The sequence below is a fragment of the Acetobacter ascendens genome, from assembly GCF_001766235.1.
In the GTDB taxonomy this organism is placed as follows: domain Bacteria; phylum Pseudomonadota; class Alphaproteobacteria; order Acetobacterales; family Acetobacteraceae; genus Acetobacter; species Acetobacter ascendens.
Window position 1 is genome coordinate 2,225,378 of record NZ_CP015164.1, and the last position, 13,993, is coordinate 2,239,370.

Annotated in this window: 11 protein-coding genes and 1 pseudogene; 8 read left to right on the plus strand and 4 right to left on the minus strand. The window is 51.1% G+C overall.

Going from position 1 to position 13,993, the window contains the following annotated elements; genetic code table 11:
* Window positions 1-38 precede the first annotated feature (38 nt).
* Window positions 39-1,016 carry a nucleoside triphosphate pyrophosphohydrolase gene (gene mazG, locus A4S02_RS10925; RefSeq protein ID WP_070323792.1) on the minus strand — a complete coding sequence of 326 codons (978 nt, stop codon included), beginning with the start codon at window positions 1,014-1,016 and terminating at the stop codon, window positions 39-41.
* 72 nt (window positions 1,017-1,088) lie between these two features.
* On the opposite strand from mazG, the gene argC reads away from it, so the two are divergent.
* Window positions 1,089-2,009 (plus strand): N-acetyl-gamma-glutamyl-phosphate reductase, encoded by a 921-nt coding sequence (gene argC, locus A4S02_RS10930; RefSeq protein ID WP_070323793.1) that lies wholly within the window; start codon window positions 1,089-1,091, stop codon window positions 2,007-2,009.
* A 37-nt stretch (window positions 2,010-2,046) separates the two neighbouring features.
* Window positions 2,047-2,778 (plus strand): SDR family NAD(P)-dependent oxidoreductase, encoded by a 732-nt coding sequence (locus A4S02_RS10935; RefSeq protein WP_070323794.1) that lies wholly within the window; start codon window positions 2,047-2,049, stop codon window positions 2,776-2,778.
* Window positions 2,779-2,881: 103 nt separating this feature from the next.
* Here the strand turns inward: A4S02_RS10935 and A4S02_RS10940 are convergent, their stop codons facing one another.
* Entirely contained in the window at window positions 2,882-4,300 is a 1,419-nt protein-coding gene (locus A4S02_RS10940) for a Hint domain-containing protein (protein ID WP_070324252.1), read from the minus strand.
* Between the two features lie 269 nt (window positions 4,301-4,569).
* On the opposite strand from A4S02_RS10940, the gene A4S02_RS10945 reads away from it, so the two are divergent.
* The 3 genes from A4S02_RS10945 to A4S02_RS10955 all read left to right on the plus strand — a co-directional run bounded on the left by A4S02_RS10945 (window position 4,570) and on the right by A4S02_RS10955 (window position 8,385).
* Window positions 4,570-4,830, plus strand: a complete 261-nt coding sequence (locus A4S02_RS10945) for a hypothetical protein (RefSeq protein ID WP_070323795.1) — start codon at window positions 4,570-4,572, stop codon at window positions 4,828-4,830.
* 94 nt (window positions 4,831-4,924) lie between these two features.
* Window positions 4,925-6,229 carry an HlyD family secretion protein gene (locus tag A4S02_RS10950; RefSeq protein ID WP_070323796.1) on the plus strand — a complete coding sequence of 435 codons (1,305 nt, stop codon included), beginning with the start codon at window positions 4,925-4,927 and terminating at the stop codon, window positions 6,227-6,229.
* Window positions 6,229-8,385, plus strand: coding sequence for a peptidase domain-containing ABC transporter (locus A4S02_RS10955; protein ID WP_070323797.1), 2,157 nt, complete (start codon window positions 6,229-6,231; stop codon window positions 8,383-8,385). Before A4S02_RS10950 ends, A4S02_RS10955 begins: the two co-directional genes overlap by 1 nt.
* Window positions 8,386-8,400: 15 nt before the next feature.
* Here the strand turns inward: A4S02_RS10955 and A4S02_RS10965 are convergent.
* A pseudogene (locus tag A4S02_RS10965) lies at window positions 8,401-9,537 on the minus strand (MDR family oxidoreductase).
* Between the two features lie 225 nt (window positions 9,538-9,762).
* On the opposite strand from A4S02_RS10965, the gene A4S02_RS10970 reads away from it, so the two are divergent.
* Together A4S02_RS10970 and A4S02_RS10975 are read left to right on the plus strand one after the other, a co-directional pair.
* Window positions 9,763-11,085: a hemolysin family protein gene (locus A4S02_RS10970; RefSeq protein ID WP_019088758.1), complete on the plus strand. Its 1,323-nt coding sequence runs from the start codon at window positions 9,763-9,765 to the stop codon at window positions 11,083-11,085.
* Complete coding sequence (locus A4S02_RS10975) at window positions 11,082-12,377, plus strand: histidine-type phosphatase (RefSeq protein ID WP_070323799.1); 1,296 nt, start codon at window positions 11,082-11,084, stop codon at window positions 12,375-12,377. Before A4S02_RS10970 ends, A4S02_RS10975 begins: the two co-directional genes overlap by 4 nt.
* A gap of 49 nt (window positions 12,378-12,426) precedes the next feature.
* Here A4S02_RS10975 and A4S02_RS10980 read toward each other — a convergent pair whose 3' ends face one another.
* Complete coding sequence (locus tag A4S02_RS10980; protein ID WP_070323800.1) at window positions 12,427-13,293, minus strand: glycosyl transferase; 867 nt, start codon at window positions 13,291-13,293, stop codon at window positions 12,427-12,429.
* A 218-nt stretch (window positions 13,294-13,511) separates the two neighbouring features.
* Here A4S02_RS10980 and A4S02_RS10985 point away from each other — a divergent pair, with 218 nt between their 5' ends.
* Window positions 13,512-13,955 (plus strand): glycine zipper family protein, encoded by a 444-nt coding sequence (locus A4S02_RS10985; protein ID WP_019088761.1) that lies wholly within the window; start codon window positions 13,512-13,514, stop codon window positions 13,953-13,955.
* Window positions 13,956-13,993: the final 38 nt, after the last annotated feature.

Sequence of the window (13,993 nt, forward strand, 5' to 3'; positions counted from 1 at the left end):
CCACTTTGATGGATACGCCAGGCGTTTCCTCGCTGGCGTTACTTTTTGTTTTCTACTTTTTTGATATCCTTCCAAATACCATCAAGCATTTCCACGCTTTGGTCTGGCATGGAAAGTCCCTGTTCCGCCAGAACGGCCTCTACCCCTTCAAACCTGCGGGTGAATTTGTCACACGCTTGGCGCAAGCAGGCTTCCGGGTCTAGCTTCAGCCGCCGTGCCAGACTGGCAATAGAAAACAGAACATCACCCAGTTCATCCTGCATGCGCTCACGGTTGCCAGCTTCCAGTTCAACAGAAAACTCTTCAATCTCTTCATGAACCTTGGCTACCACACCAGAAAGATCTGGCCAGTCAAACCCCACGCGTGCAGCGCGCGCTGCCAATTTGGAGGCACGCAATAATGCAGGCAATGCTGGCGGCACACCCGCCAAGGCACCCGGCACTGCTGCCCCTTTGCCATTTTGCCCGACATTACGCTGCCGTTCCTTCTCCTTCAACGTTTCCCACAGGCCGGGAATGTCCTGCTTTGGTTGCTGCGCATCCGCTACGGCATGATCTTCCAGAACATCGGCACCAAACACCACATGAGGGTGGCGGCGGATCATCTTTCCCGTAATCATGCGGGCTACGGTTGCAAAATCAAACCGCCCCTCTTCCTGCGCAAGCTGGGCTTGATACACAACCTGTAGCAGCAGGTCCCCCAATTCATCGGGAAACGCATTCCAATCCTTTTTCTGAATGGCATCTAGCACTTCATACGCTTCTTCAATGGCGTAGGGTGCTATGGTTTCATGCGTTTGCTCTCTATCCCACGGGCAGCCTTCCTTAGGGTCTCGCAAGCGGGCCATAAGGGCTAGCAGACGTTGCAGCTCATATGCCGCCTGTTGGCTGTTGTTCTGTTTTACGCTTTCTGCCGGTTGGCTGGATGCAGGGGAAGTGGTCATGCTTGTTTCTGCCTTTGGTTTGCATACATACACCGCTACCCGGTGCAAAAAGATATGATGGCATTTTGCCATAAACAGCCACGTCGTCTATGCGGCAGCACCCAGAAAGCCTAATCTGACGCCAGAACCAGAATGAGGTAAGGCATGACACAAAAACCCGTAGTCTTTATTGATGGTGAAGCCGGCACAACAGGGCTTGAAATTCGCGAACGCCTTGCCCCTTTGCCTGTTACGCTCCATTCCGTAGATCATGCACACCGTAAGGACCCAGCCGCCCGTAAGGAGGCCATGCAGGCAGCAGATCTGGTTGTGCTGTGCCTGCCTGATGATGCCTCCCGCGAGGCTGTTGAAATGGCCGCAGAATTAGGCGATGCCTCCCCCCGCATTCTGGATGCCAGCACGGCTTTCCGCACGGCACCCGGTTGGGTTTATGGCTTTCCCGAACTGGAAGCCGGACAGGCTGAAGCTATTGCCATTGCCCCCTGCGTAGCTAACCCCGGCTGTTACCCTACAGGTGCCATTGCCCTGTTGCGCCCGCTGGTGGAAGCTGGCGTGATGGACGCGCATTATCCGGTGTGTATCAACGCCATTAGCGGATACTCCGGCGGTGGCCGCAGCATGATTGAAGCGCATGAGCGCGATGGGAGCCCAGCATTTGAACTGTATGGCCTAAAGCTTGAGCACAAACACGTGCCCGAAATTCATCAACATGCAGGCCTTAAGCGCAGACCGGTTTTTGTGCCTTCTGTTGGGCACTTTGCGCGCGGCATGATTGTGTCCATCCCGCTGCATCTGGATGATCTGAACGGAAACGTGAGCGGGGAAGACCTGCACAACATTCTAGAAAAACGCTACGCAGGGCAAGACCATGTGCGTGTGCTGGCCGCAGAGCCAAAACTTTCTGCCGAAGCCCTTGCGGGAAGCGACAGGATGGAACTGCGCGTACATGCCAATACCCAGAACCGGCAGGCGCTGCTTACGGCCCGCTTGGATAATCTGGGCAAAGGGGCATCTGGCGCCGCGTTGCAGAACATCCGGCTGATGCTGGGCCTGAACGCCGCCTAAGCCCTGCCTACGCAAAACAAAAGAAAGGTTAAAGACTATGAGCAACCGTGTTGCACTTGTAACCGGCGGGAGCCGAGGCATTGGTGCCGCTATTGTTGAGGCTCTGGCAAAAGATGGGTACGATATTGCCCTTTCTTACGCCAACAGCGCAGATGCTGCCGAAAAGATTGCCCAGAAAGTGCGCGCACTGGGCCGCAAGGCCGTCACCATTAAAGCCAATGGCGCTACGGTAGAAGGCAACAAGGCTGTTATTGCCAAAACCATTGCAGATTTTGGCCGAATTGATGCACTGGTGTGCAATGCGGGCATGTTTCCTTATGGCCCAATCAATGAAACCAGTGTTGAAGATATTGAAAAAGTTCTTAACTTGAATGTGCGGGCTGTTATGATTGAAACAGCAGAAGCCACAAAGCACATGCAAAAAGGAGGGCGCCTTATTTTTATAGGTTCTGCTTTTGGTGCGCGTGCGCCTTTCCCCGGCATTTCCCTGTACGCCACAACCAAAGCGGCACTGCGCGGCTTTGCCAAAGGCGTTGCGCGTGATCTGGGGCCAAAAGGCATTACTGCCAACGTGGTGGAACCCGGCCCGATTGACACGGACATGAACCCAGCTGAAGGCGAAGTTGCCAAACTGATCAGCAGCTTTGTGGCTACCGGCGCTTATGGCACGGTGGCAGATATTGCTTCTACCGTTGCCTTTCTTGCCAGCCCGCAGGCTGAATACATTACAGGTGCGGCTATTCCGGTAGATGGCGGACTGGAAGCTTAAAGTCTTCCGATTTTTCTAATGGAATTTTATTTAAAGCCCCAACATCCTGAAAACGGATGTTGGGGGTTTTTCTATTTAACTGAACAAAACCCCGCCACAGAAATTATGCTGACAACGCCACATATTCCTGTTGATCGGCATGCACAACATATGGGCCAGCTGCCCGGATTTCTAAGCTGAGAATACCCATTTTGCTTGTTACGATATTATGCAGCGGCAAAAAAGCGTTGCCATCTGTCCATGCGCAATCTTGCCACCCCATATCATGCCAACCTTCTGGCTTGGATGGTGACAGGTGCTCCATAACCTGCTGCGACACCCGGATAGAACCAAAATGGATTTTGCCAACAGCAACACCCATTTGGCGACGGTCATCCACAAACGGTCCGATAGCATCACTGGGACGGCTGGAGCGAGATACCACACGCACACTTTCCACACCTGCGGGGAGCATGAAGCTGTAAGTGTTCTCGGATTTTTTGAAGGGATAAATGGTTGCCCCACGGCTTGTGATCAGCTTGAGATCTGGATCTTCAATAAGAGCTTTTGGTGCTGTGCGATTCCCAATCCCCAGATCTTTTGCTCTTTCTTCTAATTTTTGAAAAATTGGCTCAACAAACTCACGCTGAACACCCAATGGTGCAGCGGCATCTTTCTGCCAGTTTTTCTGCTTTCCACCAATTCTGACAACTTTGCCAGCCTGCTGGAAGTTACGACGGTTTCCTGTATCCAGATAGCTTTCAGTCAGCATACCATCTGCCATAATGACTGAATGTTTTTCCGTTTCAATATGGTAGTAATCATAAGATGTCATGGTGGTATCATAATAAATGGAACGACCATTTACCAACATACGTGCAGGAACAAACCTTCCTTCCACAAACAGACAATGTTCGGGTGTTATCAACATATCTTTAAAAGGTACGTTTTCTGCAATAGAATTTTTTAGAATCCGTATAGGATATCCAGCTTGATCTTCTGGCAAATTGGCATTGACAACAACATGTGCTGTTCCTGCCCATACCACTTCTTTTTGTTCTTCTGTACCATCAATAAAAACAGAAACCTTTTCACCGGGAGCAATATCCTGCACCGGCATATATCCATCTTGCGTTTTTATTAAAGAATCTTTTAAAAAACATGAAAATGTATCACTATAAACTCCATTTGTTGTAATAGTTGTAACTGAATACACCCCATCCAAGCTATGCCCAATGTTTAATGGATTAATAACTGTAGCTGTATCCGGTATCACGACGTAAAGTCTCTGATTTGTATAACCACTGCCTTCATTAAGATCTGTACTGATAATTGTTTCTTTAGTTGTTGGATCATACGTTGCATATAGATCTGATGTAGAAATAGAAAGATCTAATGTGAAATGGTAATCATATGGATTACTGATTTCATAATAATTGGAACCTGTCAGTCCGGATGCACCCGAAAGAGATACATCCTGATTTGATGAGGTAATTTCTATAGTATTTGAATCTGACATTTGAGAATCACCATATAATTTCATGAAAAATTTCATGAAAACATGGCAAAACGTAAGGGCTTTTGAAGCACGCCCATGAATGCAAAAATCGCATACCTGGTTTGATTATTTATTTTTGATAGGCATTAATGAACAAAATAAATACACAGCGTATAATATAAATTCCTTTATTTAATTATTTAGTTACGTGTTCTGTTATGAGTTACTTTACTATAATATTGTCAGAAAATATATTTTGCCAGAATATAGGTCTGCCACAATGGCACAACTTTCTTAGTCTAAGGTGAAAACCTATGAAAACTCTGAACGATTCCGAAATCTCTATGGTTGCAGGCGGCACGCTGGGCGATGCTCTGGGCACCACACTGACAGACACGCTGGCTGGTCTGGATGATGGCCTGGCCACCATTCTTGGCGGCGTGAACAGCACGGTTAATACTCTGGTTCCTGCTGTAACTGGTGGCGTAACCACAATTGCTGATGGCCTGCTGACCGGTCTGGATGCCACGACCAATGGCGTGACCTCCCTGCTGGGTGACGTTCTGAAAGTTTAATTTCAGGAATTTCCAGGCGGTTTTCAAAAACCGCCTGGTTATTTTGCAAATATACTTAAAGTGGTAAAACCTTGCACCCTTCAAAAAAGCCTGCATGAGTTCCGACCTTTTTAGGCGCGAGGTTCTGGAAGCTCGGCGTCAATCGTGGCTTGGGCAGGTTCAGGCCTCTCAACCGCTTTCCATACGGATTGCGGCGTGGTTCACGCTCGCCCTCGTGGCACTGGCCATTCTCTACACTATTTGGGGTGTTTATACCCGCCGCGTGCATGCCACCGGATTGATGGTTCCCCCTTCAGGCCTAATTACCGTTAACGCCAACACAACAGGCACCATAGCCCAGCAAAATGCCATAGAAGGCCGCCACGTTAAAAAAGGTGATGTGCTGTTCACCATAGATCTGGAAGCCACATCCTCATCAGGCCCTACGCAGGAACATATTCTCTCCCAATTGCGCCATCAGCGTGATCTGTTGCAGCAGCAAAAAGAAATTCGCGCTAAGGATGCTCCCGTAGAAAAACAATCCATGGTGACCCAGATCCGTTACCTCAACCAGCAACATCAACATATCGGGCATCAGCTTGATAATGATGCCCATGTGCTGCCCGTGGTGGAAGCTGCCGTACGCCGTATGCAAACAGCACAATCCGCACATTTGGTGACAGAAACACAATTCCAGAGCCAACTTTATACCTATGCCCAACTGCTCAGCAGTCATGCACAGTTTTTGCAAAGCTATACAGATACAGAAGGCAAGATTGCAGACCTTACCACAAAGCTTATCCGTTATGATGGCCAACTGGCGCATGATCTGAATGATCTGGATAAGCAGACTGCCCAGATTGACCAACAAATTGCCGAAAGCGAAGGCCACCGTAGCAGTATTATACTTGCGCCGGACGATGGCACCCTCACAGCCATCCGCGTTAATCCGGGCCAGCAGGTTTCTTCCGGCACACCCCTGCTTACCCTGTTGCCTACAGGGCATGCTTTGGAAGCCGAACTGTATGTTAGCTCTGCCTCTATAGGGTTTTTGCATGAGGGCGAACCCGTTCTGCTGCGCTATGCCGCCTTCCCTTATCAGCGTTTTGGTTTGTATCGTGGCCATGTCAGCGAGATCACGCGCGCACCCGTAACCGCAACAGATGGCACAGGCCAAAAAGCTGCGCCTTCGGACAAAGAGAAAACGCAATCTCAAAATCCGGGACAAGACATTTACCGCATTCGCGTACGCCCTGATCAGCAGTTTGTTGAAGCCTATGGCCAACACAAACCCCTTGAAGCCGGTATGGAAGTGGAAGCCGATATCGCTATTGATACACGTAGGCTCTACCAGTGGATTTTTGATCCTGTTATCAGCATGCGAGATGATTTTTATGCCGTAAGCGGAGGATTGAGGTAATGGGCATGACCCTCAAATCCCTTGAGTTCGGATGGCGCTCGCGCACGCCTGTTATTTTGCAGGTAGAGGCTGCAGAATGTGGTTTGGCATGTCTGGCCATGATTATGGGCCATTACGGCAACCAGATTGACTTGGCGACATTACGCAGGCGTTATTCCATTTCCGTTAAAGGCGTTACACTGCGCGATCTTATTGCCACGGCGGATACAGTAGGCCTTTCCACCCGCGCTGTGCGGCTGGAGCTGGAAGACCTACCCAACCTGCGTATGCCCTGCATTTTGCACTGGAGCATGAACCACTTTGTGGTGCTTACGCAGGTTAAAGGCAATAAAGTTACTATTCATGACCCAGCCGTGGGCCGCCGCACGCTTAGTATGGGCGAAGTTTCGCGCGAGTTTACGGGTATTGCTCTAGAAGCCACCCCTAATGACAGCTTCCGCCGCGAGGATGACCGAGAAACCTTGCGCCTGCGCGATCTGTTCCGCCATGTAGCAGGGCTACGACCGGCACTAATGGTGCTGGGTGCGCTTTCCCTTGGGCTGGAAGTTATTGCGCTGATCATGCCTATGGTCTCGCAGGTGGTGATTGATGAAGTAGTGGTAACGGCTGATCACGAACTGCTCATTACCATTGCCTGCGGCATGGCCCTGCTTCTGCTCTTACAGATGCTCATTGGGTGCGTGCGCCAATGGGCGGTACTGTTACTGAGCACACGGGTTGGCCTGCAATGGAACACCAGCCTGTTCGACCACCTCTCCCGCTTGCCGCTGGATTACTTTTCCAAACGCCATGTGGGCGATGTACTCTCACGCTTTAACTCACTGGGTACCATCCAAAAAACCATCACCACCGATATGGTACAAACAGTTATGGATGGATTGATGGCCGTGGGGATGGCCGTCATGTTGTTCATTTATGGTGGCTGGCTGGGCATGGTGGCTATGGTGGCTACGGGGCTGGATGTGCTGTTGCGGCTAATGACCTACCGCATCTACAGAGAGGCCTCTGAAGAACAGATTGTAATTGATGCACGCCAGCAAAGCCATTTTATAGAAACCTTGCGCGGCATGGCCAGCGTGAAGCTTTTGGGCCTGCGTGAGCGCCGCCGCACCACATGGCTGAACCTGCTGGTAGATAGCATTAACATCCGCCTACGCCTGCAACGGTATGATCTCATTTACGGCCGCATGGGTGATCTAATTTTTGGCGCTGACAGACTGATCATGATGGTGCTGGGTGCAGGGGCAGTGATGAGCGGCCACATGACTGTGGGTATGCTGGTAGCTTTCCTGTCCTACAAAGATCAGTTTGCCACACGTATTGGCAACCTGATTAGCAGTGGCTTCCAGATACGTATGCTGAATGTGCAGACAGACCGCCTGTCCGACATTGTGATGACAGACCCGGAAGCCACAAGCATCACGGCTACTGTGCTCCCACCTCGTTTGGATGAACAGCCCATCAGTGGCACGCTCAGTTGCTCTGGCCTGTCTGCCCGCTATGGCTCTCAAGACCCGTGGATTTTCCGCAACATTTCGCTGGAAGTGCCTGCGGGCAGCAGTGTTGCCATTGTCGGCCCTTCAGGCTGTGGCAAGACCACATTTCTGAAGGCCCTGATGGGGCTGATGGAAACGCAGGAAGGCAGCATCCGGCTAGATGGCGCAGATCTGGAAAGCCTGACTCTTGAAGGCTATCGCAACCGCATTGCCGGGGTATTGCAAGATGATGGCCTGTTTTCTGGCTCTATTGCTGACAATATCAGCGGATTTTCCGAACAGGTGGATGAGGCATGGCTAGTGGAATGCGCCACGCGCGCCGCCATTATTGATGATATCAAACGCATGCCTATGGGGTTTGAAACCTTGGTAGGTGATATGGGCAGCGGGCTTTCTGGTGGGCAAAAGCAGCGTGTCATTCTGGCACGCGCGCTCTACCGCAAACCCGAAATCCTGTTTCTGGATGAAGCCACCAGCCATCTGGATGAACTGACCGAACACAAGGTGGCCGAAGCCCTGCGCGATATGAACGTCACCCGCATTATGGTTGCACATCGCCCGGCAACCATCGCGCATGCTGATACCATCTATATCTTTCAGCCCGGTGGCGTGCTGACACAATACCAACCACCCAATAAGCAAAACAGGGCGGCATCTTAATCTTTTCCTTTTAACTTAAGGAATACGTACAACCAGCCGCCCCCGTACGTGGCCTGCCAGAAGCATATCTGCGGCCTGCGGCGTTTCTGCCAGATCAATTTCACGCACCATGTCATCAAGCTGCCGCGGGTTGATAAGTTCAGCAAGGCGCGCCCATGCATCCTGACGCTCTCGCCGGGGGCATTGCACGCTATCAATGCCTACCAATGTAAGAGCCCTTTTGGAAAATCGTAATCTGACGCCAAATCAGCCTCACTGAGCGCACATATAGCATCAGGAAATAACGGATTTCCGTCATTCTCGTGTTAATGTAGAGGTCTCGTCCATACTTATTTCGGCGTCATCGGCCTTTTCCAAAAGGGCTCTAACGCCTCGCAAAATAAACGGGGCCACTGTTGCGGGAAAATCCATCCCTCCGGCCAACCCACATGCCGTTACCACCCCTTGTGGGCGCATACTTGCACAAACAGAAGCCAAAACCTGCCCACCCACAACATCAACCGCACCAGCCCAATGAGCTTTTTCCAACGGGCGGGATGGCGTGGTAAAGTGCGCGCGCGGCAATACTTCAGCAGCCCCTAAACTGTGCAGGTAAGGTTGTTCCTCCAACCGCCCAGTTACGGCCACAACCTGATACCCCAACCGCGACAGCAGCATGATAGCCACGCTGCCCACCCCACCACTGGCACCGGTTACCAGCACTGGCCCACTTGCAGGTTCCACCCCTTCGCGCTGAAGGGCCTGCACACATAGCATGGCTGTAAAACCAGCCGTGCCAAGCGCCATGGCCTGCCGCCCGTTCAACCCCAAGGGTTGGGGCACAGCCCATACGCCCGGCACACGGGCCAATTGAGCAAAACCGCCCCAGCGGCTTTCCCCCAAACCGTGGCCAGTTACAATAACATCCTGCCCGACAGGCACTGCCGGATGCGCAGATGCCTCTACTCGGCCTGCCAGATCAATACCCGGCACCATAGGCCAGTTACGTATGATCGGGCCTTTGCCTGTAAGTGCTAACGCATCTTTGTAATTCAGGGATGACCACTGCACCCGGATTGTTACATCCCCTTCTGGCAGGTCTACTTCTGCCAGTTCGCGCAGCGTAACCTGCTGGCCAGTTTCTGTTTTTTCTACATACAGGGCTTTGAACATGTTTTTTTCACCGCTGGTTAAGCTTTTGCCACCCATCAACCGGCCAAAATCTGGGGCACGGTACGCAGTACACCAACGCCTACAAAGCCCATCTGTGCCTGCATGACAGTATTTTGAAGTTTCTTCTCATTCCGGTTGGGAACAAAAATTAAACTAGGTATCTGTTCGGCCTGCGGGTATAGATGAAGCCACCATTACAGGTTTCACTTTATTTCGGACGTTCTCTTGTTCCTGTTTATTATGGGTCTGCTGACCCTTGTCCTGCTGATTGCTGTCAGCATTCTGATTTCACTTTCCGAGATATCCTTCGCAGCCGCGCGGGAGGTCAGGCTTCGCAGTCGTGCGGAAGCAGGAGACAAACGCGCCCAAGCCTTTTTGGCCCTGCGCCGTAATAGCGGGCAGGTTATGACTGCTATCCAGATCTGCCTGAACGGTGTGGGCATTTTGGGCGGTATTGCCAGTTCCGAAATGTTTACCCCGCCTGTAACCGAATTTCTAAGCCGCTGGGGTATGTCAGACTGGTGGGCACAAAATCTGGCCTCCACCTTCAGCTTTATTTTTGTAACCGGCGCCTTTGTTCTGTTTGCTGATCTGCTACCCAAGCGCGTGGCCATGAACAACCCGGACAAAGTGGCCATGGCGGTTGGATGGTTCCCCCGCGTGGCCCTGCGGGTGCTGTATCCGTTTGTATGGATTTTTTCTAAAATTTCCGATGCCATTTTGCATGCGCTTAAAATCCCGGCAGCTTCTGCGGTGGAACCCATAACGCCGGAAGACCTTCACGCTATTCTAGCCGCAGGCACGGCATCCGGCGTGCTGCTGCAACAGGAACACCAGATGATTGAGAACGTGCTGGCCCTGCAGGCACGTTCCGTTACCTCCGCCATGACGCCGCGTGATGAAATCATCTTTCTGGATATTCAGGACACGCCCGAACACAACCACGAAAAGGTACGCACCAACCCTTATTCCCGTTATCCACTGTGCAATGGTGGGTTGGATAGAGTTATCGGCTCCATCCGTGCGGAAGACGTGCTAGCATCTGTGGTGGACCCTTCTATTGCACCTTCTGGCCGCCCCCACAGCAACCCCATTGCCCGGATGCGGCGTGAAGTGCTTTCTGTTCCCGAAACGTTAAACCTTTGGGATACACTCGCCCAGTTTGATACGCACGGCACCGGCTTTGCCCTGATTGTCAATGAATACGGGCTGGTTGTAGGGTTGATTACCTTTAAAGACATCATGGGCGTGCTGATGGATGGGCTGGCCAGCCCGTTTGAAGAACAAGCCATTGTAAAGCGTGATGAGAACTCATGGTTGGTGGATGGCGCGGCCCCAATTGGTGATGTTATCCGAGAACTGCATGTGTTGGATTTGCCCGATAGTGAGCAGTTTGACACAATTGGCGGCTTTATTATGCACCGTCTGCGCCGCATGGCCCGCAAGGCAGACCGAGTAGATGCAGCGGGTTTCCGCTTTGAAGTGGTGGATGTGGAAGGTTTCCGTATCAATCAGCTACTTGTGACACGTATGACCGAGACCTCATGAATTTTTCCTGCTCCCGTTCCTCCGCTTTTCTTCTTATCTGCCTTTTGGGCACGTCCCTTTCAGTTTTTTCCCCCGCAATTGCGGCCCCAGAAGCATCTGCGGCACAGACGGAAGGGGCTGAGCCTATGTTGGAACGGGTTGTGCTGGTTTCCCGCCACGGAATCCGCAGCCCAACCAAACCTTTGGACAAGCTGGAAAAAAAGACTCGCCATACATGGACACCATGGCCCGTTCCCCCAGGTGAGATGACAGCACATGGCCAGTTTGATCTGGGCCTGATGGGGCAGTTTTTAAAAAGCTATTACCACGTTGCCAGCAGAGATAGCTCGGCCCGCTGCTTGCCAGAACAACCAGCTTTTATCTGGGCGGATTCCGCCAGCAGCCGTACGCAACGCAGTGGTGATATTCTGGCCGCAGCCTTAAGCGATGGGTGCCAAACACAGGCGCGCTCCATGCCTGCCAAAACGCATGACCCTCTGTTTAACGCTTTGGCCGCAAAAAAGACGACGCTGGATGCAGATGACGTTGAAAAAACCTTAAACTCGGAACTCATCCCGGATACGGAATTGCCACCACCTGTGCAATCCGGCGTTCAAACCTTGCAGGCTCTATTCGCCCCGAACGCATGCACCACAGGCACAACACCATGTTTTTCCAAGCGCGCGCCTTTGTCATGGAAAAAGGGCACGCCCCATGCAGAAAACGGAATGGCGTTAGGATCTACTGTTTCAGAGGCCCTGTTGCTGGAATATGTAGAGGGGCTGCCACCCTCCGTAACCGCAGGTAATACGGATACCGTGCATACGCTCAACAGCGTTCTGCCTGTGCACAATTATCAAAGCGCACGTATGCGGCGTACTCCAGCCATTGCTATTCCGCGTGGTGGCAAGCTGGCCCAAGCCATTCTAACGCTGTTGGATGAACAGCCCTTTACCTTACCAGATGGCAACGTGCTGCTTACGCAGGCCCATGTGGTGATGTTTGCCGGGCATGATACCACGCTGGATATGCTGACAACTCTGTTTGGGCTGGACTGGACCTTTACAGACCAGCCAGACCCCACTACTCCAGATACAACTCTGGCATTTGAAACATGGAAGCACCCTGATGGCCGCAAAGAAATTCGCTTTGCTGTTTTCCATCAGTCTCTCGCCCAACTAAGAGAGGGCCTGAAGTTAGACAATGTTGCGGGGCAAGGTGTCCCTATGCCGTTAACCAGCACACTTTGCAGCCAACCCAAAAACGAAACCTGTTGGCTGGAAAATTTAAGCAAAAATATACCGCAACACTAACGTATGCTCTGCCTGTGCATTGGCTCTACACTGCACAGGCAAATACATTTTACTTCATGGGTTTAAGAAACCGAAATACCGAGCGCGTAATTTTGTTACCCTTATAACGCACCTGCGTTTTTTTGGGTAAAACGCCAAAAGGCTCTTTGACCCGATAGGTATCTAGGCTGAACCCTGCTGCTAGCGCTTCCTTGTAAAGCTCATCAAACTTCTGTTGCAAGTCTGGGCGCGGATGGTTGTATATTGTGCCATCAAACCAGTGTTTGCGATCTTCCCCCTTCAATCGCTGTAAAGAATATTTGTGGGAAAACTGCGTGCCCATATCCGAATAGTGTAGGAACTTGAGTGCTTCCAACGGCATGCCATCGCCATCCAGATTACTGAAGGCAGGATCTAGCGGCTGAATATATTCGGGATGTTTTTCAAAAAACATTTTCAGCTTTTTATGAGCCGATGCATCTTTCTTGATTTCAGCCAATGAGGGCAGCAGCTTCATTACTGCTTCGCAATCCCACATCAAGGTGCCCAAGCGCAAATCTCGCCCATGCCCAGATGCCAGCATTACCTTGCCTTCTGGAATAGGCTGGTTCCACAGCTCTGCAATATCTGAAAGGGCAAAAATATCGGCATCCATATACAGCGCACGGCCCTTGCCACCACAATAGGCAGGAATACCCCACCTAAAGCCGGAAAAAGGCGTGGGCCATTCCGTTGTATTCCAGCCTTCCTCTGGTTTAAGGCCAGAATACCAAAAGCTGGAAGGATCACGCGTAAGCTGCATAAAAGTAATATCAACCGGCAAACTACTATATTTTGTAATACTATAGTGTAACACCATTAACTGTTCTAGGTCACAATCATTTGGATCACAGCCAATAAACAGCTTAACTACGGCATTCATTCGTAGGTCTTTCATATTGATTTTTTTATTAGAATAAACGTTTGCATAACAGAAAGAGCCAACCCCTCAAACGGCGGGCAAGGCTAGTTTATTTTTTAATTAGTGTTGAACAGTTTATCTTGTAAGAAAGTTCTTTCTGATCATATTTTCATTCTTTCTTTTCCTTAAAAATGGCATGATTATCTACCATATATACGTATGTATCATGGCTTATATACGAAGGACAAATATACATGAAGCTTCATAAAGCAGCGTTTGCCTTCCTGCCGGCTCTTTTGCTTGCAGCTTGCGCTGAAACACCTATGGGCCCTACCGCACAGGTATTGCCCGGCCCCGGCAAGGATTACGGCACCTTCCTGCAGGAACAGAATTTCTGCCGCTCTCAGGCTTCTGCCGCTGTGCACGGTCAGGCTGGTAGCCAGAATCGGAAGGCCCTATATGGCGGGCTGGCAACCACTGCGCTTGGCGCTGGCTTGGGTGCTGCTGTTGGTGGTGGCACAGGTGCTGGTATTGGTGCCGCAGCAGGTGCATTGGGGGGTGGCCTTGGCGGCAGTGCTTATTCCAACAGCCAACAGGGCGGCATTCAGACCCAGTACAACAATGCGTATGTAGCCTGCATGGTTGCCTACAAAAACGTACTGCCTGCCCCTAACGCTGGTTATATGCCCCAGCAATAAGAGCTGCGCTTTATCAGCCCACGCATATAATACGTGGG